At 54.0% G+C, this 22,774-nt stretch carries 24 protein-coding genes; 16 read left to right on the top strand and 8 right to left on the bottom strand.

The annotated features are described in order from the left end of the window. Nucleotides 1-30: 30 nt before the first annotated feature. The 7 genes from arnF to arnB are packed head-to-tail and all read right to left on the bottom strand — an operon-like array spanning nt 31 to nt 7,371. Complete coding sequence (arnF, locus tag NR302_RS21530) at nt 31-396, bottom strand: 4-amino-4-deoxy-L-arabinose-phosphoundecaprenol flippase subunit ArnF (RefSeq protein ID WP_154191366.1); 366 nt, start codon at nt 394-396, stop codon at nt 31-33. After that, on the bottom strand, nt 393-713 hold the full coding sequence (gene arnE, locus NR302_RS21525) for a 4-amino-4-deoxy-L-arabinose-phosphoundecaprenol flippase subunit ArnE (protein ID WP_154191368.1): 321 nt from the start codon (nt 711-713) through the stop codon (nt 393-395). The genes arnF and arnE overlap by 4 nt, the downstream gene beginning before the upstream one ends. Further along, nucleotides 710-2,371: a lipid IV(A) 4-amino-4-deoxy-L-arabinosyltransferase gene (arnT, locus tag NR302_RS21520; RefSeq protein WP_258145818.1), complete on the bottom strand. Its 1,662-nt coding sequence runs from the start codon at nt 2,369-2,371 to the stop codon at nt 710-712. Before arnT ends, arnE begins: the two co-directional genes overlap by 4 nt. A gap of 18 nt (nt 2,372-2,389) precedes the next feature. Continuing rightward, complete coding sequence (gene arnD / locus NR302_RS21515) at nt 2,390-3,274, bottom strand: 4-deoxy-4-formamido-L-arabinose-phosphoundecaprenol deformylase (protein WP_258145816.1); 885 nt, start codon at nt 3,272-3,274, stop codon at nt 2,390-2,392. After that, on the bottom strand, nt 3,271-5,250 hold the full coding sequence (gene arnA / locus NR302_RS21510; RefSeq protein WP_258145814.1) for a bifunctional UDP-4-amino-4-deoxy-L-arabinose formyltransferase/UDP-glucuronic acid oxidase ArnA: 1,980 nt from the start codon (nt 5,248-5,250) through the stop codon (nt 3,271-3,273). The genes arnD and arnA overlap by 4 nt, the downstream gene beginning before the upstream one ends. Next, nucleotides 5,247-6,233, bottom strand: a complete 987-nt coding sequence (gene arnC, locus NR302_RS21505) for an undecaprenyl-phosphate 4-deoxy-4-formamido-L-arabinose transferase (RefSeq protein ID WP_258145813.1) — start codon at nt 6,231-6,233, stop codon at nt 5,247-5,249. The genes arnA and arnC overlap by 4 nt, the downstream gene beginning before the upstream one ends. Before the next feature lies 1 nt (nt 6,234). Then, entirely contained in the window at nt 6,235-7,371 is a 1,137-nt protein-coding gene (gene arnB, locus NR302_RS21500; RefSeq protein ID WP_258145812.1) for a UDP-4-amino-4-deoxy-L-arabinose aminotransferase, read from the bottom strand. A gap of 401 nt (nt 7,372-7,772) precedes the next feature. Between arnB and NR302_RS21495 the strand changes: the two genes are divergently transcribed. The 14 genes from NR302_RS21495 to NR302_RS21430 all read left to right on the top strand — a co-directional run bounded on the left by NR302_RS21495 (nt 7,773) and on the right by NR302_RS21430 (nt 18,906). After that, nucleotides 7,773-7,982, top strand: coding sequence for a hypothetical protein (locus NR302_RS21495; RefSeq protein ID WP_258145811.1), 210 nt, complete (start codon nt 7,773-7,775; stop codon nt 7,980-7,982). A 484-nt stretch (nt 7,983-8,466) separates the two neighbouring features. Further along, nucleotides 8,467-8,904 (top strand): hypothetical protein, encoded by a 438-nt coding sequence (locus tag NR302_RS21490; RefSeq protein WP_154191378.1) that lies wholly within the window; start codon nt 8,467-8,469, stop codon nt 8,902-8,904. Nucleotides 8,905-8,909: 5 nt separating this feature from the next. After that, nucleotides 8,910-9,410 carry a type II secretion system protein N gene (locus NR302_RS21485; RefSeq protein ID WP_258145810.1) on the top strand — a complete coding sequence of 167 codons (501 nt, stop codon included), beginning with the start codon at nt 8,910-8,912 and terminating at the stop codon, nt 9,408-9,410. An 11-nt stretch (nt 9,411-9,421) separates the two neighbouring features. Continuing rightward, on the top strand, nt 9,422-11,296 hold the full coding sequence (gspD, locus tag NR302_RS21480; protein WP_258145809.1) for a type II secretion system secretin GspD: 1,875 nt from the start codon (nt 9,422-9,424) through the stop codon (nt 11,294-11,296). Continuing rightward, nucleotides 11,293-12,756 (top strand): type II secretion system ATPase GspE, encoded by a 1,464-nt coding sequence (gspE, locus tag NR302_RS21475; RefSeq protein ID WP_258145808.1) that lies wholly within the window; start codon nt 11,293-11,295, stop codon nt 12,754-12,756. Before gspD ends, gspE begins: the two co-directional genes overlap by 4 nt. After that, nucleotides 12,753-13,946 (top strand): type II secretion system inner membrane protein GspF, encoded by a 1,194-nt coding sequence (gene gspF, locus NR302_RS21470; RefSeq protein ID WP_374990660.1) that lies wholly within the window; start codon nt 12,753-12,755, stop codon nt 13,944-13,946. Before gspE ends, gspF begins: the two co-directional genes overlap by 4 nt. Nucleotides 13,947-13,952: 6 nt before the next feature. Continuing rightward, nucleotides 13,953-14,387 (top strand): type II secretion system major pseudopilin GspG, encoded by a 435-nt coding sequence (gene gspG, locus NR302_RS21465; RefSeq protein ID WP_258145806.1) that lies wholly within the window; start codon nt 13,953-13,955, stop codon nt 14,385-14,387. Between the two features lie 2 nt (nt 14,388-14,389). After that, entirely contained in the window at nt 14,390-14,872 is a 483-nt protein-coding gene (locus NR302_RS21460; protein WP_258145804.1) for a type II secretion system protein, read from the top strand. Further along, nucleotides 14,869-15,219 (top strand): type II secretion system minor pseudopilin GspI, encoded by a 351-nt coding sequence (gene gspI / locus NR302_RS21455; protein WP_258145803.1) that lies wholly within the window; start codon nt 14,869-14,871, stop codon nt 15,217-15,219. Before NR302_RS21460 ends, gspI begins: the two co-directional genes overlap by 4 nt. After that, a complete protein-coding gene (gene gspJ / locus NR302_RS21450; RefSeq protein WP_258145802.1) occupies nt 15,216-15,764 on the top strand; it encodes a type II secretion system minor pseudopilin GspJ in 549 nt (182 codons plus the stop codon). Before gspI ends, gspJ begins: the two co-directional genes overlap by 4 nt. 14 nt (nt 15,765-15,778) lie before the next feature. Beyond that, a complete protein-coding gene (locus NR302_RS21445; RefSeq protein ID WP_258145801.1) occupies nt 15,779-16,648 on the top strand; it encodes a type II secretion system protein GspK in 870 nt (289 codons plus the stop codon). Further along, nucleotides 16,645-17,688, top strand: coding sequence for a type II secretion system protein GspL (gspL, locus tag NR302_RS21440; protein ID WP_258145799.1), 1,044 nt, complete (start codon nt 16,645-16,647; stop codon nt 17,686-17,688). The genes NR302_RS21445 and gspL overlap by 4 nt, the downstream gene beginning before the upstream one ends. Continuing rightward, nucleotides 17,685-18,143, top strand: a complete 459-nt coding sequence (locus NR302_RS21435) for a type II secretion system protein M (protein ID WP_258145798.1) — start codon at nt 17,685-17,687, stop codon at nt 18,141-18,143. Before gspL ends, NR302_RS21435 begins: the two co-directional genes overlap by 4 nt. Beyond that, nucleotides 18,133-18,906 (top strand): A24 family peptidase, encoded by a 774-nt coding sequence (locus NR302_RS21430; RefSeq protein WP_258145797.1) that lies wholly within the window; start codon nt 18,133-18,135, stop codon nt 18,904-18,906. Before NR302_RS21435 ends, NR302_RS21430 begins: the two co-directional genes overlap by 11 nt. A 90-nt stretch (nt 18,907-18,996) precedes the next feature. Here NR302_RS21430 and gspS read toward each other — a convergent pair whose 3' ends face one another. Continuing rightward, nucleotides 18,997-19,389, bottom strand: coding sequence for a type II secretion system pilot lipoprotein GspS (gene gspS / locus NR302_RS21425; protein ID WP_258145796.1), 393 nt, complete (start codon nt 19,387-19,389; stop codon nt 18,997-18,999). A gap of 260 nt (nt 19,390-19,649) precedes the next feature. Here gspS and gbpA point away from each other — a divergent pair, with 260 nt between their 5' ends. Together gbpA and NR302_RS21415 are read left to right on the top strand one after the other, a co-directional pair. After that, nucleotides 19,650-21,080 carry an N-acetylglucosamine-binding protein GbpA gene (gbpA, locus tag NR302_RS21420; protein ID WP_258145795.1) on the top strand — a complete coding sequence of 477 codons (1,431 nt, stop codon included), beginning with the start codon at nt 19,650-19,652 and terminating at the stop codon, nt 21,078-21,080. 300 nt (nt 21,081-21,380) lie between these two features. Beyond that, nucleotides 21,381-22,766 (top strand): diaminobutyrate--2-oxoglutarate transaminase, encoded by a 1,386-nt coding sequence (locus NR302_RS21415; RefSeq protein ID WP_036649212.1) that lies wholly within the window; start codon nt 21,381-21,383, stop codon nt 22,764-22,766. Nucleotides 22,767-22,774 lie beyond the last annotated feature (8 nt).

The raw sequence follows: 22,774 nt of genomic DNA, 5'->3' as shown, positions 1-22,774 counted from the left end.
GGTCGCCATGAATGGCGACCCTACGGACAATCATTGCTTGCGCGGCAGCGAAACCAGCAGCAAGCCAAACACAATCAGCACCACGCCGGCAAAGCTGCTCCAGCGGAAGGTTTCCCCTAATATTGGCAAGGAAATCGCCGCCAGCCACACCAGTACATAACTCAAACTGAGCAGCGGATAGAGCCGATTAAGCGGCAGATGGCGCAGCGCCAACATCCAGCACAACATCGACAGCGCGTAAGCGCCAAGGCCCATCGCCAACAGCAGCAGCGGTTTGATGTGCTGCAAACTGAGCAATGCGCTCAACGGCGGGAAATCCAGCATCGCCATTCGCAGCACCAGCTGCGCCAGCGATACCAGCAACACGCTGCACAGCGCCAGCATCACGCCTTTCATAGATGACTTCCCATTAACGCCACACCGGCAACAATCGCCAGCGTGCCAATCCACTGCTGTAGGCTGTAGGTTTCGCGCCAGATCAGCCGTGCGGCGATAGCTACCAACACAAAGTTAAGACTCAGCATCGGATATGCCACGCTCACCGGTACCACGCGCAATACCGCCAGCCACAGCAACATGCCGATACCCAGCAGCATGATGCTCAGCGCCAGCCAAAGCATCCCCTTTTTGATACCGAGATGAGCCGCCTGCTTCTGACACAGCTGGGCGGCACAGCTCAGCACGCTAACCAGTAAAATCAGCAACAGATTCATGGTTTAGCATCGTAGCCGTAATAAACCAGGCGGCCCTGACGATAGACGTCATCCGGTTCCGGCAGGTTTTTATCCGGCGTTTTGTCGCTGGAATTCATCATCAACACCAATGAAACCTTGCCCTGACGGCGATGCACGCGCAGCCAGTCGGCAAAGTTATCCGCATCAATATAGTGTGACTGCGCATCCGGATAGCTCAGGCCGTATTGCAACTCGCCTTTAGCATCATAGAAATTTATGTCGCTGCGCTGCAGTTCCCAGGCCACCGCCGATGCCACGCCAGGATTGTTGGCCAGCAAATAACGACTATCCGCCAGCTGATCGTGCACCGCGCTGACAAAACTCTGCGGCTGCTTGGAGTCGCGCACCTTTTGCGGAATAGCAAAGCCGACCAACAACGCCAGCGCCAGCGGACAAAGCGCGGCTAACTGCCAGCGACCGTTCTCCGGCTTGCGGCTCAGCCAGCCCATCACGCCCCATCCGATAAAGGAGAGCGCCGCACAGAATACGCCAACAATCTCTTCGCTGCTATAAACCGGACGATGCGAAATGCCCCACGGAGCTAGCACTACCAGTAACACGATTGCGGCAATCGCACCGAACAGCAGGTTGATCCAGCCATTCACTTCCAGCGCTTTGATCACCTGCGCCGAACCGCTGTGTGCGTAATGCGCCATCAGCAGCGCCAGCGGCGCGAAGCACGGCAAAATGTAGGTCGGCAATTTGCCCTTAGCGATGCTGAAAAACAGCAGCGGCAGCAGCACCCAGCTCAGCAAATAGATCGGCCCGGCTTGCTGACTGCGCTGACGCCACGCGCCAACCAGCGATCCCGGCAGCAGCGCCAGCCACGGCAAACAGCCCGCCAGCAGCACCGGAATGTAATACCAGAATGGCGCTTTGTGCTGTGCATCCGACTCGGCGAAACGCTGAATATGCTCGACCCAGAAGAAGTAGTGCCAGAAATCCCCTTCCTGCTGATTAATCGCCAGCGCCCATGGCGTGCTGAGCAGCACAGCAACCACAATTGTCAGCGGTCCCCAACGCAGCAGTTCACCGAAGCGACGTTGCCAAATGGCCCACGGCAGAATCGCCAATACCGGCACCGCCAGCGCGAGAAAGCCTTTGGTCATAAAGCCCATCGCGCAGGCCGCGCCCAGCAAAACATAGCCGCATAAGCGTTGCCGCGTGGTGCTGGTCTGCGACGCCAGCCAGTAACTGCACATCGCGGCGACCAGCCACAGCATCAGGATCGGATCGAGCACCGCGTATGTGCCCACGCCGTACACCAGCAGCGAAGTCAGGAAAATAACGCTGCCGGTAAGCGCGACTTGGCGGCTGGCGAACATCTGCCTGCCGAGCCAATAGACCAATACCGCACTCAAGGTGGTGCTGAAAATCGATCCGGCGCGCACGCCAAAGTTAGTGTGACCAAACAGCCATTGGCCAATGTTATTGACCCAATATCCGGCTATCGGTTTTTCGAAGTAGCGGAGGTCAAAGAAATGCGGCACCACCCAATTGCCGCTGAACAGCATTTCACGACTGATTTCAGCGTAGCGGGTTTCGTCCGGCTGCCATAAGGCGCGGAACTCAATCGGGATCAGGTAAAAAAGCGCGAAGAGCGCGATGAGTAATGCGGTTTTAGTGCCTGTACGCATCCGTGGTTCCTGTAGATATTAACGCTGGCAGCCTAGCCAGCCTTCGCGTCCGGGAATATGCCCGCGCACGATGTTGCCCTGTGGCAGCGTAGAGAGATCGTCGGGTAACAAGGCGCTGAGTGGACAAAACTCAATGTCCTGCTCTTCTGCACGTCTAAGCAGATCGGCGAACGCCTTAAGTCCGACAATCCCTTCTACTTCGGCATGAATGGTGTAGACCGGCGAACCCGTTGCAGCATGGATCTGTTCGAGAATGAAGTCGTTAAAACCTTCAGCGCTGACCGATTGTCCCACCACTTCATCCCAGGTGGGCAAGGTCACCGGAATTTGTACCGTGCCGATACTGCCATCGCTAAGAATGGGCAGAAATGGGCCCGTACCGCGGCAGTCGCTGTTGTAGCTGAAGCCAAACTGTTGCTTAGCTGCCACTACGCGACCGTCTGCCCGCCAACCCGCCACGGCTGAACAAGTGACATTGTCACCAATGATCGCTTCTAACGCCTGTTTCCCACGTTCTATCTGCTCAACCAGTTTCTCTTGCGGCCACACGCCCGCCCAGGTTTGCCAGGCAAAGTGATCCCAGGCATGCAAACCGACTTCGTGATGATCGGCGGTGGCGCTGATGATCTCCTCCAAACCGCGACCAATTTCCCGTCCCGGCCACGCAGTGCCGGCCAGCAAGATATCCCAGCCGTAAAGAGATGCTGCGCGCGAACGCAGCATTTTCCACAGGAAGCGCGGTTTTAACAGGCGCCACAAGTGGCGCCCCATATTGTCCGGTCCAACACTGAAGAAAAAACTGGCCTGCAGCTGATGCAGACTGAATTGCTCCAGTAGCGCCGGCACCCCGAATTGGGTGCCGCGCCAGGTATCTACATCGACGCGCAAACCTACTTTTTTCATGGCTTATCCTGCAGCTCAACGGTGCGCAGGAAGAAGTCCAGCGTGTTATCAATGGTGGTATCCATCTCGACGGTTGGCGTCCAGTCCAGCAGACGACGCGCGTTTTTGATCGACGGCTTGCGGTGTTCCACGTCCTGATAACCTTTACCGTAATAGCTGCTGCTTTCTACTTCACGGAATCCGGCAAACGGCGGGAAGTTGCTGCGCAGCGGGTGACGTTCAAAACTCGCCAGCAGACGTTCGGCCAACTCTTTGATGCTGGCTTCGTTATCCGGGTTACCAATGTTGACGATCTGACCATCGCAGTTGTTCTGCTTGTTCTCGATGATGCGGAACAGCGCTTCAATGCCGTCACGAATATCGGTGAAGCAGCGCTTCTGTGCACCGCCATCGATCAGCTTAATCGGTGAACCTTCTACCAGATTGAGGATCAGCTGTGTGATCGCACGCGAACTGCCGATACGTGCGGCATTCAGGTTATCGAGGCGCGGTCCCATCCAGTTAAACGGACGGAACAGGGTAAAGCGCAGCCCTTCTTTCTCACCGTAAGCCCAAATCACGCGGTCCAGCAGCTGCTTAGAAACGGAGTAGATCCAGCGCTGTTTATTGATCGGCCCAACAACCAGATTGGAGTGATCCTCATCGAAATGTTTGTCAGTACACATGCCGTACACTTCGGAGGTCGATGGGAAAATGATGCGCTTTTTGTACTTCACACAGTCACGAATGATTTTGAGGTTCTCTTCAAAATCGAGTTCGAACACGCGCAGCGGATTGCGCGTGTACTCAATCGGCGTGGCAATCGCCACCAATGGCAGCACCACATCACACTTCTTAATGTGATATTCGATCCATTCTGAGTGAATGCTGATGTCGCCTTCGACAAAGTGGAAGCGCGGCTGATCGAGGAAACGGCTGATGGCATCAGAACCGATGTCTAAACCGTATACTTCAAAGTTATCATCCTGCAGCAGACGCTCAGTGAGGTGGTTACCGATAAAGCCGTTCACGCCGAGGATCAGCACGCGCGTACGACGTTTTACCGCTGCCACCGGCTGAGAATAAAGCAATGCGCCCTTCACCATACCGAGGTTTTGCGCCAGCTGACTGCCGTTCATGAAGACGCCGTTATCGCTTTGACCGGTCATCACTTCCAGCGCACCTTCACCGCAGGCGATGAGGAACGGCTCAACAGACAATACGGTGCCCGGTTTGGCGTGGTGATCAACGTTATGCACACGGCTTTTCCACACCACGAATTTCACGGTGCCGGCGAAGGCAAACGCGCCCGGCCACGGATAAGTTACAGCACGCACCAGGTTGTTGACCGTCTGCGCCGGGGCTTCCCATTTGATGCGACCATCTTCCGGTGTGCGACGACCGACAACAGTGGCTTCACTTTCGTTTTGTGGCGTGGTGACGATATCACCCCGTTTTACCGCCGGTAACGCGCCATTTAGTACTTCTGTGGCGCAGGCCACCAATTTGCGATGCAGTGTTAATGCGTTGTCCTGCTCGTCAATCGCGACGCGCTGTTGCGCCACGATGTCACCGGCATCGGCGCGTTTCACCATGCGGTGCAAGGTTACGCCGGTTTCGGTTTCGCCATTGACCAGCACCCAATTCAGCGGTGCGCGGCCACGGTATTTAGGCAGCAGCGAACCGTGCAGGTTAAAGGCACCCAGTTTTGCGCAGTTGAGGATGCTGTCGTTCAGCAAAGCACGATAGTAGAAGGAGAAGATGTAATCCGGTGCCATGGTTTTAATGCGATCGACCCACAGCGGATGATTCACATCTTCCGGCGCATAGACCGGAATGCCCTGCTCAGCGGCTAAACGCGCAACGGAGTCAAAAAAGTGGCTCTCAGTTCCTGTGTCTGAGTGGGTAAAAATAGCGCTAATTTCATAGCCAGCGTTCAGAAGTGCAGAAATACCCGCACAGCCCATTTCGGCGTAGGCGAAGACGACAGTTTTCATTGCTCAATTTCCTGTACAGATGAGGCTTTTTGCTGTGGGTGAATCACACGTTGGATGAAGTAGCGCGGACGGGCGCGTACATCGTTGTAAATGCGGCCGATGTATTCGCCGAGTAACCCCATGCCGATAAACTGCGCGCCGACAAAAATAAACAGCACGGCGAATAGCAGGAACACGCCATCGCCGGCCCAGGCGGCGCCGAAGAACAGACGCAGCACAATCAGAATCAGCGAGAAGGCAAAACCGGCCAGCGCAATCAGGCTGCCGACGATACTCAGCAGACGCAGCGGCGTGGTGGTCAGGCAAGTCACCAGGTCATACATCAGGTTAATCAGCCGCATAAAGCTGTATTTTGAATCGCCAAACTCGCGCTCTGCATGCGCCACCGGCAGCTCAATGGTGCGGCGCGCAAAGGTGTTAGCGAGGATGGGAATAAAGGTGCTGCGTTCGTGGCAGTTCAGCATCGCATCAACAATATGACGGCGATAAGCGCGCAACATGCAGCCGTAATCGCCCATCGCTTTGCCGGTGACGCGCTGAATCAGGTGATTGATGGTGCGTGAGGCGCGACGACGGAACCAGCTGTCCTGACGGTTCTGACGCACGGTGCCCACCACGTCATAGCCCTGCTGCGCGGCTTTCACCAGGTTCGGGATCTCTTCCGGCGGATTTTGCAGATCGGCATCCAGCGTGATGATCAAATCGCCGCTCACGTGGCTAAAGCCCGCCATGATCGCCGAGTGCTGGCCGTAATTACGATTGAGTAGAACGCCAACCACATGGCTGCCCGGCATATCCGCAGCGTCAGCAATCATCTCACCTGAGCGATCGCTGCTACCGTCATCAACCAGAAGAATCTCGTACTCCAGACCTAATTCCGCGCAGGCCGCATCGGTACGACGTACTAATTCCGGCAGGCTCTCCTCTTCGTTGTACACCGGGATCACCACGGAGACTTTACGAATGGCTTTTTCTTCCAACATGTCAAACTCCAGCGATCTGACGCAATGCACTAATCACGCGCGTGACATCTTCGTCGCGCATATCAGGGAACAACGGGATTGAGCAAATGCGATCGCTATTCCATTCGGTGTGCGGCAGTGAGAGCTGCGGATAGCGTTCGCGGTAATATTTGTGAGTGTGTGCAGCACGGAAATGCAGGCCGGTGCCGATATCCTGCGCTTTAAGTGTTTCCATTAATGCATCGCGGGAAAGGCCGCATTGCGCTTCATCAACACGAATAATGAACAGATGCCACGCGTGCTGATGCGACCATTCTGGCTGCGTCAGCGGTAGAAACGGCGTATCCGCCAGTTCGGTGAGATAACGTTGCGCAATCGCCGCGCGGCGTTCATTGATGGCGGGCAGTTTTTTCAGCTGCACCAATGCAATGGCGGCGCTGATATCCGGCAAGTTGTATTTGAAGCCCGGCATGATCACTTCCGCCTGCGGCTTGCGGCCATGTGTGTGGCGATCGTAAGCATCGACGCCGAGGCCGTGGAATTTCAGGCTGCGCATGCGGTCGGCCAGCGCCGCATCATCAGTCACAATCAAGCCACCTTCGGCGCAGGTCATGTTTTTGATGGCGTGGAAGGAGAAGATCGCCGTGCCCTGTTGACCAACGTGCCTGCCTTTGTAGTAGCAGCCCGCAGCGTGGGCGGCGTCTTCAATCACCGGAATGCCATGACGCTCACCGATGGCGCGGATGGCATCCAAATCGGCTGGGGCGCCCGCGTAATGCACCGGAATGATGGCGCGCGTGCGCGGCGTGATCGCCGCTTCAATCTGCTCCGGCGTCACCATTAATGTGTCGCGATCGATATCGATCATCACCGGCGTCGCACCGAGCAGTGTGATGATGTTAATGGTGGAAACCCAGGTCAGAGACGGCGTGATCACTTCATCGCCAGGCTGAATATTCAGCGCCAGCAGTGTGACATGCATCCCTGCCGTGGCGGAGCTGACGGCAATCGCATGCTGATTACCGGTGAGCTGGCAAAAAGCCTCTTCCAGTTCAGCATTTTTCGGGCCCGTAGTAATCCAGCCTGATTCAAATACTGCTTTTACCGCAGCTAACTCTTCCTCGCCCAAAGATGGGCGCGAAAATGGAAGGAAAGTCATAAGTTTACCTTAACGTTTAACGCCTTGAGTTTCCTGCATCAGGACCATGTAAAAATGTGCAATCGATTGATACCACAACAACATTAAGTAACTTGCTGTTTAAACGTAGGTTAAACCGTACAAATTTGACAGCACAAACTGTTAACTTTCTTGGGCTCCTTAAAACACATTAGTAGGGCTTTTTTATCGCCTGAGGAAACAAGATACGCAGGAAAACTTAACCCAACATTAAATGGCTGAAACACAAGCTGGCTTTTTTCTTAAATGTTGAAGTTTCGTAGAAGAAAGTAGGCATGAAAAAGATGTGGATTATTAACTATACTCTTCTTAAGGTTATGTTAAGGTTCGGACCCGAGACTATGTCCGGTTTTGGCTAAAAAACGCTAAGTGGAGGAGTGACAATGAGAACCGATAATGACCGACTGTCGCAGGCTGCTTTGCGCCGTCATCACATTGGGATTAAAACTAAAGGGCTGCGCTATCGCGGCGATCTCTATGTGTTTCGATTTAATGCCGGGCAATATGATGTCTACCTGAATAATGACTGCATTATGTCTCTGGCGACCAGCAATGTGCAGGAAGCAATTCTGATGTTTAAGCAGCAATCTTAATTCTTAATCCATATTATTTCTCCTTTCACTCTATATCTCAGGACGCTCTATTTGAGAGCGCTCTTATATTCTTGATGCCTTAAAAAAACCAATATGCTTAGCGAGCCTGATTGAACACTGAAAGGGCCTTACTTTAACTCATAAATAATGTTAATACCTGAAAAAACCTTACTTTAATCTGAGATTTTATTTCTTTACGCGTTAATCCTCATTTAGTCTATTGATCATTGGGATTGAGGGCGATATTCTCTCAGCCGTTTTTATTCACAGGGTGTTTTATTATGAAATCTAAATATCCCTTTGCTTGTGCCGCACTCAGATTATTAGTCATCTCCCATGTACGGCGGCAGTGAAACAATAAACGAACGGTAAAGCGCTACGACCTCGTATGAGCGAGTGCTTATAAGATCATTACGAGAGTGCTCTTATAGCTAATACATTCTCATCTTATTATTTTAGCGAAAATTTCACAGAGACAATTCACATGCTCACTGATGAACAGGCACAGCTATTACTTACGTCCGGACAGCTTAATTATGAAGACATCCTGCTGTTAGACTGCGCCTATAATAAAATCACGCTACCCCAACAGTCGATTACGTTCTCTGTTAACGAAGCGCAAAAGCGTTTAATGCTCTGCATGCTGAATAAAATAAGCTGCAAACGCGAGATAATTAAAGTGGTCTGGAACGATAATCACCAACGTATTCGTGATAACAATTACCACCAGTTGGTGTTTCAGTTTCGCGCCCTGCTACAACGCAATGGTTTACCCGCCAACTTAATTGTCACGGTGCCCTATTACGGCTTAAAGCTCAATGAACCCTTATTGCGCGAACTGCACGGTTGTGGAGACGCTATGCCCGAAGAACCGCGTAAATTGCTGCCGCAGCTGCTCTCCTTTGCGCGTTCGCTGTTCTAAGCAAAATGGATATTCGCGCAGTTGCTCATGCCTGTATTCAATGGCGACATCTTCTCATCTGGCTACTCAGTGCGCTGCTGCTGCTCGCGGCGCTACTGCGACTGATGATGACGCTCACAGCAGGCAACGCAATCTCAATCGAGCTACCGCTATCGCCCGTGACAGCGCAAAACGCCCCGCGCGCATCAGCTTTGAATCTCGCGTTGTTCAGTGAAAAACAGGCGTGGTCGCCATTTGCGGTCAGTGAGATGGCCGCTAACGATGCGCGTCTGCGCGATGCACCGCGCAGCACTTTGCCACTCAAAGTGATGGGCATTGTTCATCAACGTTCGGCTCATCAAAGTCTGGCGATCCTCTCAGACAATCAACAGCAGTTCACTGTGTCCAGTGATAATGCGCTGCCGGGATACGCCGCGAACGTGGCTCACATCTTCCCCGATCGCGTGATTGTGCAAAATCGCGGCCACTACGAATCGCTCTTAATGGAATCAGGCAGTCCGCGATGACTGCACCAATTATGAAAAAATTTCTTTTGTTGCTCTGCCTGATGACGTTTGTGGTTCAGGCAGACGAGTATGACGCCAGTTTTAAAAACGCTGAAATTGGCGAGTTTATTAATACGGTGAGCAAAAACCTCAGGAAAACCATCATTCTTGACCCCAGCGTCAAAGGCCATATCAGCGTGCGCAGCCATGAACTGCTGGATGAAGAGCAGTATTACCAGTTCTTTCTCAGCGTGTTAGATGTGTATGGCTTCTCGGTTCTCAACATGAAAAACGGCGTGCTGAAAGTGGTGCCGTCGAAGAATGCCAAAAGCGGCGTGATTCCCCTCTCCAAAAATGGCGAAATCCGCGCTGGGGATGAGTTGATTACCCGCGTGGTGCCGCTGCAATTTGTCACCGCTAAAGATCTCGCGCCCCTGCTGCGTCAGTTGAATGATGCTGCGGCAGGCAGCGTGGTGCATTACGATCCCAGCAATGTGCTACTGATGACCGGGCGCGCCGCCGTCATCGAACAATTAGTGGCGATTGTTGAAAGTGTCGATCTGCCTGACGATCACAGCTTGGATAAAATCATCTTAGACAATGCAGCAGCGCCGCAGGTGGCGGAGTTGCTGAACAACCTGCACAGTAAAGCCGCAGCCAAAGCCGTGGCCGATAGCCGAACCAATGCGTTATTAATCAGCGGTGAGGCGTCAGCCCGTCAATCATTGCTTGCGGCCGCGCGCGAACTTGATGCTAAGCAGGTGCGGCGCAGCAATGCCAAAGTGATTTACCTCAAACACGCCAAAGCCGAAAACCTGCTGGAAGTGTTAACCGGCATCAATCCGCAAGGTGATACCCGCACCGAAGGCGGCACCGCGATTCCGGCCATCAGCGTCATGAAAGACGTGGTGGTAAAAGCCGATAAACACACCAATTCGCTGGTGATCAACGCACCGCCGGAGAGTGTTGCCGAGCTGGAACACGTCATTCAACTGTTGGATATCGATCGCGCCCAGGTTTTAGTCGAAGCCATCATCGTTGAAGTCGAGGATGCCGATGGTTTGGCGCTCGGCGTGCAGTGGTTCAATCAGCGCGGCGGCGGTACGCAGTTCACCGATACCGGCACGCCAGTCACCGGGCTCTCCGCAGGCGGCATGGGTGAAGCACTGGCCAAGATGAACGGCCTTGCCGCCGGTTTTTATCGCGGCAACTGGTCGGGTTTATTCACCGCACTGCAAACCAACAGTGAAAACAATATTCTCGCCACGCCGAGCATCGTCACGCTCGACAATATGGAAGCGGAATTCACCGTTGGCCAGGATGTTCCGGTGCTGACCGGTTCACAAACCACCAGCGGCGACAACATTTACCAAACCGTATCGCGACGCAGCGTGGGCATTAAGCTCAAAGTAAAGCCGCAAATCAGTAAAGGCAATGCGGTGATGATGGAGATTGAGCAGGAAGTCTCCAGCGTGTCAGAAGCGGCCAGCAAAGATAATCTCGGCCCCACTTTCAACACCCGCACGGTACGCAATGCGGTGCAGGTCAGCAGCGGCAACACCGTTGTGGTGGGCGGACTGCTGGATAACAGCGGTTCACGCGTTACCAATAGCGTGCCGCTGTTAGGCAAAATTCCGTTGGTGGGTGGTTTGTTCCGCTATCAGTCGGAGAAAAGCAGCAAACGCAATCTGATGTTGTTTATCCGTCCAACCATCATTCGCAGCCAGGCGGATTACAGCGTTAGCACCGAATCGCAGCGTAATAAATTTGGCGATGCGCTGCAGGGCTCACCTGCCGCACGCAGCATTGAGCGCGGCTTTAATCAGATCCTCGGTGGAAGCCAGAACAACCAGGCGCTGGATGAGACTGTGCAACTGATTAACGACTTCAATCGGGCGGCGCGATGAGTACGCCGCTTTTGCCGTGGAACTGGGTGCAGCAGCACGACATTGTGCTGCTGCCAGAACAGCCTCCGCGACTCTGTTGCAAATCGAGCATCCGCTTTGCTGCGCTGGCGGAGGCGCGACGCCGTTGTCCTGATGCGCGGATTGAAACGGTCAGCGATGAACAGTTTCAGCAACTCGCTAGCACCTGTTATCAGCAGAACAACGCTTCGCAGCAAATGGTGAGCGAAATTGGTCAAAGCCTCGATCTGGATGAACTGGTTGATGCTTTACCGGATGAAAATGAACTGCTGGATAGCGACGATGGTGCGCCAGTAATCCGCTTGATCAATGCGATCCTCAGTGAAGCGGTGCGTGAAGGCGCTTCGGACGTGCACATTGAGCCGTTCGAAAAGCTGCTCAGCGTGCGTTTCCGCATTGATGGCATGCTGCGTCAGGTGCTGACGCCGCCAGTACAGCTCAGCCGCTATCTCATTTCGCGCCTCAAAGTGATGGCAAAACTGGATATCGCGGAAAAACGCCTGCCGCAGGATGGTCGCATAACATTGCGCATTGCCGGCCGCAGCGTGGATGTCCGCGTTTCAACGCTGCCCGCCAGTCACGGCGAACGCGTGGTGTTGCGTATCCTCGATAAAAACAGCCTCGATCTGTCGCTGGAAAATACCGGCATGCATGCGCCGCTGTGTCAGCGTTTACAGCAGCAATTGCAGCTGCCACACGGCATCATCCTGGTAACCGGCCCAACGGGTTCGGGAAAAAGCACCACGCTGTATGCCGCCTTGCGCGCGCTTTATCGCCCGGAAAAAAACATTCTTACCATTGAAGATCCCGTTGAATACGAACTGGAAGGCATCGGTCAAACGCAGGTCAATGCCAAAGTTAACATGACCTTTGCACGTGGGCTGCGCGCCATTTTGCGTCAGGATCCGGATGTGGTGATGATTGGTGAGATCCGCGACAGCGAAACGGCACAAATTGCCGTGCAAGCCTCGCTGACCGGCCATCTGGTGCTCTCTACGCTGCACACCAACAGCGCGTTGGGTGCAATAGAACGCCTGCGTGATATGGGCATCGAACCCTTTTTGCTGGCGAATGCCCTGAGCGCGGTGTTAGCCCAGCGCCTGGTACGCAAACTCTGTGAAGCCTGTAAACAGCCATGGCAACCCGAGAATCATGTGTTAACCCGCTACGGACTGGGTGGCCTGACGCTCAGCGCCCCGCTTTTTCAGTCACAAGGCTGCGCCACGTGCAACCACAGCGGCTATCGTGGTCGTACCGGCATTCATGAGCTGGTTGTCGTGGATGATGCGCTGCGCAGCGCCATCAGCCAGGGATTGAATGAGCAGGTATTACAACAACATATCACTCAACGTATCTCACTGATGCAGGACGGTCTGGATAAAGCACTGGCTGGGATCACGTCCCTTGAAGAGGTGCTGCGCGTCTCTCGGGAGGGATATTGATGCACTTCCGCTTTGTGGCACGCGACGACCGGGGTAAGACCCAGCGCGGCACCATCGAAGCCGATAACGCCCGCCACGCGCGGCAACTGCTGCGTGAGCGTCGCTGGCAGCCGTTATCGTTAAAATGTGCCGCAGCCTCGCGCGCAAAGTCAGGTCGCATTAAATCCCGTGATTTCGTGTTGATGATGCGCCAGCTCGCTACCCTAACCGGCGCGAATTTACCGCTGGCGCAATCGTTGCAGGCGCTGTCCCAGCAGAGTGAAAAACCGCAGCAGCGCCAGCTGATCGATACTTTGCGTCAGCGCGTGCTGGAAGGCAGCTCGCTGGCTGAAGCAGTTGCGCTGTTTCCGAAGACCTTTTCCCCCTTGTATCAGGCGATGATCAGCGCGGGTGAAGCTTCCGGCCGACTGGATCGTGTGCTGGAGCAACTGGCGGATTACAGCGAGAAGGGCGAGAAACTAAAAAGCAAACTGTTACAGGCGATGATCTATCCGCTGTTGCTTACCGTGGTGGCGATGTCGGTGGTGGGGATTTTGCTGGTGGCGGTGGTGCCTGAAGTGGTGGCGCAGTTCAGCCATATGCAACAGAATTTACCTGCCAGCACGCGAATTCTGATGCAATTAAGCAGCGCAGCGCAGCAGTTTGGACCGAAACTGTTAATCGCCATCGTTACACTTCTGCTGCTGTGCCAACGAGCCCTGCGCCATCCGACGCTGCAACTGCGCTGGCATCAACGCATGCTGCAATTGCCGGTGATCGGTCGCATCACTTTAAATCTCAACCTGGCGCGCTATGCGCGCACCCTCAGCATTCTTACCCATAGCGCCGTTCCCCTTCTGGAAGGCATGGCCATCAGCGCAGCTGTGCTGAGTAATGTCTTTATTCGTGAACGCCTGCAGCTTGCCGCCGAACGTGTGCGCGAAGGTGTCACGCTGACGCAGGCGCTGGAGGCTTCACAACTGCTCACGCCGATGATGCGCCATATGATCGCCAGCGGTGAAAGCAGCGGCGAGCTGGATGCGATGCTCAAGCGCACCGCCGATATTCAGGATCAGGCTTTTGTCAGCCAGATGACAATAGCGGTAAGCCTGTTCGAACCCTTACTGATTGTGGTGATGGCAGCGATTGTGCTGTTCATCATCCTCGCTATTTTGCAGCCGATTTTGCAGCTCAACTCACTGACAGGATAAAACTTAATGGAACAGACTCAACGCCAGCGTGGCTTTACGCTGCTGGAAATCATGGTAGTGATAGTGATTCTTGGCGTGCTCGCCAGTTTGGTGATCCCCAGCTTGATGGGTAATAAAGATCGTGCCGATCGACAGAAAGCGGTAAGTGACATTGTCACGCTGGAGAATGCTCTCGACATGTACAAGCTGGATAATGGCCGCTATCCCACCACTGAACAGGGTTTAAAGGCGCTGGTCACAGCACCAGCGATCGCCCCGCAACCGCGCAACTATCGCAGCGATGGCTATATCCGCCGCTTGCCACAAGATCCCTGGGGCAACGATTATCGCCTGGTCAGTCCAGGCAAACACGGTGCTATTGACCTGTTCTCTATGGGCGCGGATGGCGAAACTGGCAGCGAAGATGATGTCAATAACTGGCAGCTGGACGGCAGCGAATAACCATGAAGAACAGAAGTCAGGGTTTCACGCTGTTAGAAATCATGATGGTGCTAATGTTGCTGGGTGTGGTGACACGCTTGGTGGCGGCGGCGATGCCCGAGAACAAAACGGCGCAACCGCTGGAACAGCTGCAGGATAGTGCGCGCTGGGCATGGGAACAGGCGCAGCTGGAAGCGCGTATTTGGCGCTTACAACTTCACAGCGATCGCTGGCAACTCTCAACGCTCACCGGCGGTGAAGCCGGTGAAAAAGGGCCATTGCCCGGTACTGTCTGGCATCCGGTGGTCGGCACGTCAGCCCAGGGAACGATTAAAAACGGTGAACTCCGCCTGCGCGGCGATACCGCACACGCCCTGCCCGCCACATTATGGTTTTTGCCGGATGGCGACATGACGCAAGCTGAAATTGAATTTCGATCGGCTGCCGGCGAAGTCCAGCAATTGGCGCTTAATCCCGCCAGCTTATCTGCCACCTTGCCATTATGAATCAACAAGGCATGACGCTGATTGAAGTGATGATTGCGCTCGCGCTGCTGGCCATTGCCGGGTTGGCACTGATGCAAACGCAGCATGAACGGGTGCGTAATCTTCACTATCTTGAGCAAAAACAGATCGCCGGCTGGGTTGCAGAGAATCAGCTTGTGCTGCTGCAACTCTCTGCACAGCAGAATGCTGGCGTGCTGGACGTGCAAATGGCAGGCGAACGCTGGCACTGGCAAGTGCAGAAATTGCCCACCACGCAGCCGCGCGTGCAGCGCATCGAAATCGCAGTGTGGCGCAATCATGCAGAAGGTGCGCCGCTGGTGCGCCTGTATAGTTGGGTGACGCAATGAATCCCCAACGCGGCTTTACCCTGCTGGAGATGTTACTGGCGCTGGCGATCTTTGCGCTGCTCAGTCTGGCAGGCTATCAACTGTTGCAGGGCAGCCTGCGCGCACAGCAACAATCACAGCAACATTCGCAACAGTTGAGTGAGTTGAATCGCCTGTTTGCGTTACTGGAACAGGATCTCAAACACGCGCTGATTCTGCCCAATGCCGTCATTCGGCAACAACCGGCTTTTGTTGCTCAGCAGCAAGCGACGCTGCTGCAATTCACCCGCCGCAATTGGCTCAATCCACAGGGAGATGCGCGCGCCACTTTGCAACAGGTTCGCTGGGATTTCATTCAGCAAACCTTAACGCGTCAACGCCTGGACGATGGTCTTACCCTCACCTTTCCCGCCATTCAGCAAATTACAATGCGCTTCTATTCGTCGGGACGCTGGCAAGATCGCTGGACCTCACAATTTAGCCTGCCACAGGCGATTGAAATTACGCTGACTACCGCGCGCTGGGGTGAGATTACGCGCGTGCTGTTAGTTGGAAATGCACAATAATGGCGCAGCGTGGCATGGCATTAATTACGGTTCTGCTGATCATTGCGCTGATGGCGTTGCTAGCAGTAGCGGGCCAGCGTCACTGGCTGCATGCATTGACGCGCACCGCTAGCCAGCAATATCAACAGCAGGCGCAATGGACGCTACGCGGCGCCGAAACCTGGCTGCTCAATCAAGGCGACAAACCGCTGGATGAGCGCGTACAACAGCTGCGGCTAGACGAGCAAACGGTCAGCTATCGCTGGCGCGATCGGCAACGCTGCTTCAACCTCAACGCGCTGGGTCAAAACGGCCGAATAGATAAGGACGGCGTGTTTCACCGCACTGCGGCACAACGTGTTTTCGCCCACTTAGTGCGGCAACAAGGTTTGGATGACGCGGCGATCGGCACTCTGCTTGCGCAGATTCACACTCAGCTCAATGCCAGCGACAACAAACAGTGGCCTTTGCTGGCCGATAAGACCGAGATTCGTCATTTAGCCTTGTTAGCCGAACCGCGCTGGTCAAACCTCGCGCCACTGCTTTGTGCCTTACCGACCAGCGAACTCAAGATTAACCTTAACGCGTTGCAGGCGGGACAGACATCACTGTTGATGGCGCTGCTCGAGGGCGAAAAAGATCGCTCACAGATCGTGTCTCTTCTGCAAAACCAACCCGAGCGCGGCTGGCCAACGCTGGATGCGTTTATCAGCGCCTTACCCGGCGGCGCGGGATCGGCCGTTAGCACCTTGCAAAGTATCGCCGTGCTGGAAAGCCAGCATTGGGAGCTGCTGCTTTGGCTGGCCGACGATCAGCAGTTTGCTGCTATTCGCAGTCAGTGGGTACGCCATGAAGACCGTTTTACCCTGCATCACCGACAATATGGATTAAGTGAAGCGCCATGAAATTTCTCAACAAACGCCCAAAAGGCTGGCTGGTTATTCTGCAGCACGCGCAAGGATGGCGTTGGTGCCGCCAGTGCGTTGGCCAGCGCCCGCAACAGGGCGAAACCCTGGCGGACCTACCCGCAGCCGATGATATCGACACGATTCTGCTGATCGCCGCCGAGCACGTAACACTCGCCAGGGTCACGCTGCCAAATGCCAACAGGCAATCACTGAGCTGGCAACTTGAGCCGCTGCTGAGTGAAGAGATGGATAATCTGCACATTGTCAGTGTGGAGCGCCACGGGGATGAGCATCTTATGGCTGCCATCAACCGCGACGAGCTGCAGCAGATGCTACAAACGCTGAACGATCATGGCATTGTGCCGCAACGTGTAATGCCCGCGACGCTGGCGCTGGAAGCCGGGACACGCTTGTACCTTGATGATCAATGGCTGCTGAGGCTGGAAGATGGAACCGGCTTGTCGCTGCCAGACAATGCGTTGACACAGTTTCCTTCTCTGTCGGCACTAACGCCGCACGAGGGCGATAGCCTGTTACGTCTGGCACAAGGCGCACGCGACTGTCGCACCTCGCTGCTACACGGCGAATTTGCGCGTCGTCCAGCGCTGCGTTTCCCCCTTTTAGCATTAGGTACCGCAATTATGCTGTGTTGGCTGAGCGTCATCTTTCCCCCTTTATGGCAAGGCTGGCAGGCGCAAAAGGCGGTAACGCAGCTGAACCAACAATTACTCACGCGCTATCAGCACTATTTTCCTGCTGAATCACCTGAGCTGGTGCGCCGCGCGTTTAGCCGTAAGGCAGCGCAGCCGGCTGAGTTGTCTGACAATCCGGGTTTGCTTGCCCTGTTACACAACGCTTCGAGCCTGCTCGGAAAACTGCATGAAAACCCACTGCAAACGCTGGTGTGGGATGGTACGACGCAACAATTACAGTTAACGTTTCGCGATGCGGTGCCTGCCGCCGTCAGTAATGACGCGCCTGAGGGCATTGAGCTGGTTGTGAAGGAGACACAATTAATGCTGAGCAGGAAATCATGACCTTTTTATCAGGATGGTGGCAAACCCGTCAGCCGCGTGAGCGCGGGTTGCTGTTGGTGGCAATGTTGATTGGCTTAGGATTGATGCTGCAACTGAGCTGGCAGCAAGCCGATGAATATCGTGCTCACAGCCAGCAGGCCTTTGCACGCGAACAGCAGGCGTTACAGCTGCTGCCGACGTGGGAAGCCGCATTGCAAAAATACCCTCCATCGGGTGAAGCGCCCTCAACAGAAGCGCTCAATGTACTGGCGCAGCAGCAAGGTTTGGCGCTGGAAGTGGAATCACATCATCATCGCTGGCAATTGAAGCAGGCAGTCACGATCTCCTTCCCGGTTTTATTGCAGTGGCTGAATGAACTCGATGGTCGCTGGGGCATTGAGGTTAGTGAGTTGAAGATGCACCGTGACAAGCAGCATGTCCGGCTCACACATCTGGAGCTTAAGCATGCTGAATGATGGGTTGATGCTGTTATTAGGCAGCCTGTTCGCGCTCTCCGTCGGCAGCTTCCTTAACGTCGTAGTCTATCGATTGCCGCTGATGATTCTGCAGCCAGAGAAAAAGTTGAGTCTGGCACTGCCGCCATCGCACTGCCCGCATTGCCACAACGCGCTACGCAAGCGCGACAATATTCCGTTGCTTAGCTGGCTGGTGCTGCGTGGTCGCTGTCACCACTGCGCCCATCCGATCAGCATGCGCTATCCCGCAACGGAACTGGCGACGTTAATCCTAAGCCTGTTTCTAGCCTGGCTACTGCCGTGGGATACGACCTTGCTGGCAGCGCTGCTGCTGTGCTGGATGTTGCTGGCGCTGACGCTGATTGATATTGAGCACCAGCTGCTGCCCGATGCGCTGACGCTATCACTCTTGTGGCTGGGCTTAGTGCTACAGGCACTTGCGTGGCTGCCGAGCTCATTGAATGATGCGGTGTTGGGAGCGGCGATCGGCTATCTGGCATTGTGGCTGCTCGCCACCGGTTATCGTTACTGGCGCGGAATCGATGCTTTAGGGCTGGGTGATGCAAAATTGCTGGCAGCGTTAGGTGCCTGGTTGGGCTGGCAAATGCTACCGACGGTTTTATTAATCGCCGCAGGTGCTGGCATCGTCACGGTTATTCTGCGCGCGCTGCTGTTTAAGCGCCCTTTGCACCAACCGTTGCCATTCGGCCCGATGCTAGCGTTTGCCGGGGCGTTAATGTTTGTTTATCCGTTGATTGAATAGATATTGGTCGCCATAAATGGCGACCCTACAATGGATTTACGTGTTTTTCGTCGGGTACGCATTTGTGCGTACCAGGCAAACCAACAAACTTCACCCTCTCATCTGATTCAAAAATGACGCTATAGCCACATTCAGCGCTGCGCATTTCTGCGCGTTAGTTTGATTATCTCTCGTCAACGCATCGTAACGTTGGTTAATCGCGTTGTTCAACATTTGCGGTTGAATCTGCGCGGTATTCCAGCCACGCTTTGTGGCCTGGTTCAATGCGCCACGCATTAATGTCTGCTGGTCAGGAATATCGCTGCGCTGGCAATAATCGCGCGTCCAATTGCTTCCCGCTACCAGCGCGGATAACTGATTTAACTGCTGTGGTTGCAATGCTGCTGCCGGCGGATGCTGTTGGCAGCCACTCAACGCCGCAGCCATAAAAATAAATACGCAAATACGTGTACGGTTATTCATTATCAATCCGGTAAAGGTCAATTAACTGCACTAATTTTAAACAGTTAGCGATATTTATCACAGCTCTAATAAGGTTGTTTAAGCCCTTTAAGAAGTTAGAGGTGTTTATTAAGGAGGATGTTAATCAAAGGCTAAATAATATTTTTTTGACGTTAATACTTCTAATGTCCTTTAAGTCTGCATCTGCCAACAAATTTCTTATCCTGCTGCTGCCTGTGAAATACAGGTCAGGAAAAACGGGCGCCCTACACGCCCACTTAAACCTTTGGATAAGGGAATAAATGATGAAATTAACCAAAATTGCTCTGGCTGTTTCTGCACTGGCATTCAGCGGCGGCGTATTAGCGCATGGCTATATCAGCGAACCGGCGTCACGCGATCAAATGTGTCGTGATGCTAAAACCCCGAACCTGAACTGCGGTCAGGCGCAATATGAGCCACAAAGCGTGGGTGAAGGTCCAGATGGTTTCCCGGCAGCCGGTCCAAAAAACGGTGAGCTGGTCAGCGGCAGCGGCGGCACCAACTGGATGGGCACCGCGCTGAATGCACAGAGCAGCGATCGTTGGGTAAAGCATAAAGTTGAATCTGGTCCAATGGACATTACCTGGACCTTCACGGCGCCACACCCGATTGCCGATTTCAAATACTACATCACCAAAGCGGATTGGAATCCAAACCAGGCGCTGACGCGTGATGCGTTCGAGCTGACGCCATTCTGCGTGATTCCTGGCGGCCCAGCAGCCTCTACCGGTAAAACCACTCACAGTTGTAATCTGCCAGAGCGTACTGGCTATCAGATTATTTACGGTGCATGGGATGTCTCCGACACCGCAGCGACCTTCTACAAAGTCATCGACGTGGAATATGACGAAGTCGCTTCCGTGTGGAAACGCACTATCGGTTCGATCCTGCCTTCGCGCACGCTGGAAACCGGTGATAGCGTTAAAGCTCGTATCTTCGACGCCAACGGCGAACGTGAAGATTTGAGTATCACGCTGAATATCGATTCAGAAGCCGCTGGTGAACCGAATGCCTGGTCAATGGCGTTGGCAAATAAGATCAACGATGCCTTTAAAGACATCCGTGCAGGCGTGAAGAATAAAGATGGTGATGTGGTGCCGGTTGCCGGCAGCAACACCATTTATGCGCAGACTGAAAGCCAGATCACCCGCGTCGAGCTGCAGGTCAATGCGCAAGCGGATACTCGTCCAGGTCTTGAGCTCAGCAACATTGCCGATAACTACACCATCACAGAAGGTCAGACTCCGGTAGAGTTTGGCATTCAAGCGCGTGGTGAGATGGTCATTAACGCCAAGGCTTATAACGCTAAGCAGGAAAACATCGGTTTCGGTACGGTTGTTATTGAGGACGCAACGCAAAACTTGACTGTGAACCTGTGGAATGCTGAAGCAGGTGATATCACTGTCGTCGTGACTGGAACGATGAAAGATGGCAAAACCTTCCAGAAAGAGTTCACCACCAAGCTGGTGAGCAACGAAGCGGGCGGCGACTTTGACTTCATCTATCCTGCTGGCATCGGTCAGTACAAAGAAGGCACCAAAGTACAGCAGCCAGCCACTGGCGAAGTGTTTGAGTGTAAGCCATTCCCATATTCAGGTTGGTGTAACATCAACGCGGCCCATTACGTACCGGGCACTGGCTCTAACTGGCAGGATGCGTGGACCAAAGTTGGCGGCGGTCACCAGCATTAATTTTGCGGTTTTAAACCGGGTATGAACATCAATGGCAACCTGCGGGTTGCCATTTTTTATCCACAATTGCAGCTATTTATGCACAATTCATTTCCGCGTCATGCTGGCGAAATAATCTAAGCGACGAATTCTTCAACAAATCCCTGATTCATATAGACAAGTAATAAACAAATCTAAACAAAATTAATCATTGTGATGTAGGTCAAAAGGCTCTATATTGGCCGCGTTTTTTCACAGCTGTTACTTTTTTGTTCAATTAGTCAATTGGCGAGCCTCACGTGCCCCGGTTGAAGGAGAGATATGATGACGGATAAAGTCCGTATTGATAGTTTTGGTGCCAATGCATTCAACGGAAACAACGACGCATTCTTAGCCCGTCAGGCCGAGTTTGAATCTAACGTCAGGAGTTACCCGCGCAAACTGCCTTTAGCCATCGCTAAAGCCCATGGCGTGTGGATCACAGATGTTGAGAATAAACAATATCTTGACTGTCTGGCTGGCGCAGGGACGCTGGCACTGGGTCACAACCATCCTGATGTTCTCCAGAGCATACAAAATGTCATTACCAGCGGCTTGCCGTTACATACTCTTGATCTGACTACACCACTGAAAGATCAATTCTCTGAGTCTTTGCTCTCGCTGCTGCCTGGCCAGGGTAAAGATTATTGCCTGCAGTTCACCGGTCCTTCGGGTGCTGATGCAGTAGAAGCCGCGCTGAAGCTGGCGAAAAAAGCCACTGGCCGTAGCGGCGTGATCAGCTTCTCTGGCGGTTACCACGGTATGACGCACGGCGCGCTGTCCGTCACCGGTAACCTGGCACCTAAAGAAGCGGTTGATGGCATGATGCCAGAAGTGCAGTTCATGCCTTACCCGCATCAGTACCGTTGCCCGCTGGGTATCGGTGGTGAAGCTGGCGTGAAAGCGCTGACCTACTACTTCGACAACCTGATCAACGACGTGGAAAGCGGCGTGCGTAAGCCAGCTGCAGTCATCCTCGAAGCCGTTCAGGGCGAAGGCGGCGTAAACCCAGCTCCGGCTGAGTGGCTGCAACGCATCCGTAAAGTGACTCAGGAACACGGCATTCTGCTGATCCTCGACGAAGTTCAGGCTGGCTTTGCCCGTACCGGCAAATTCTTCGCCTTTGAACACGCAGGCATCGAGCCAGACATCATCGTAATGTCTAAAGCGGTGGGCGGCGGTCTGCCACTGGCCGTGCTGGGCATCAAAAAGCAGTTCGACGTTTGGTCACCGGGTCATCACACCGGTACCTTCCGTGGCAACCAGTTGGCGATGGCTACCGGCCTGACCACACTGAAAATCCTCAAAGAGCAGGATATCGCGGGCAAAGTTGCCGCGCAGGGTGAATGGCTGAAACAGCAGCTGGCTGCGATGCAGAAACGCTTCCCGGTCATTGGTCACATTCGTGGTCTCGGCATGATGATCGGAATTGAGATCGTTAAACCGAACGAAGCGGCCGATCACATGGGCAGCTTCCCGGCGGACGGCGAGCTCTCTGCGTTGCTGCAGAAGAAGTGCTTCGAAGCAGGTCTGATTCTGGAGCGCGGTGGCCGTCATGGCGCAGTGTTGCGTCTGCTGCCTTCACTGCTGATCACCAATGATGAGCTGGCGATTTTCCTCGATAAATTTGAGCAGGCGCTGATTGGCGCTGGCGTCAAACCTGTTTGATTGGAAGA

It is taken from the genome of Pantoea sp. SOD02 (genome assembly GCF_024707505.1).
GTDB lineage: Bacteria > Pseudomonadota > Gammaproteobacteria > Enterobacterales > Enterobacteriaceae > Pantoea > Pantoea symbiotica.
The sequence above is the reverse complement of the archived record's forward strand: the minus strand, read 5'-3'. Positions and strand labels throughout refer to the sequence as shown.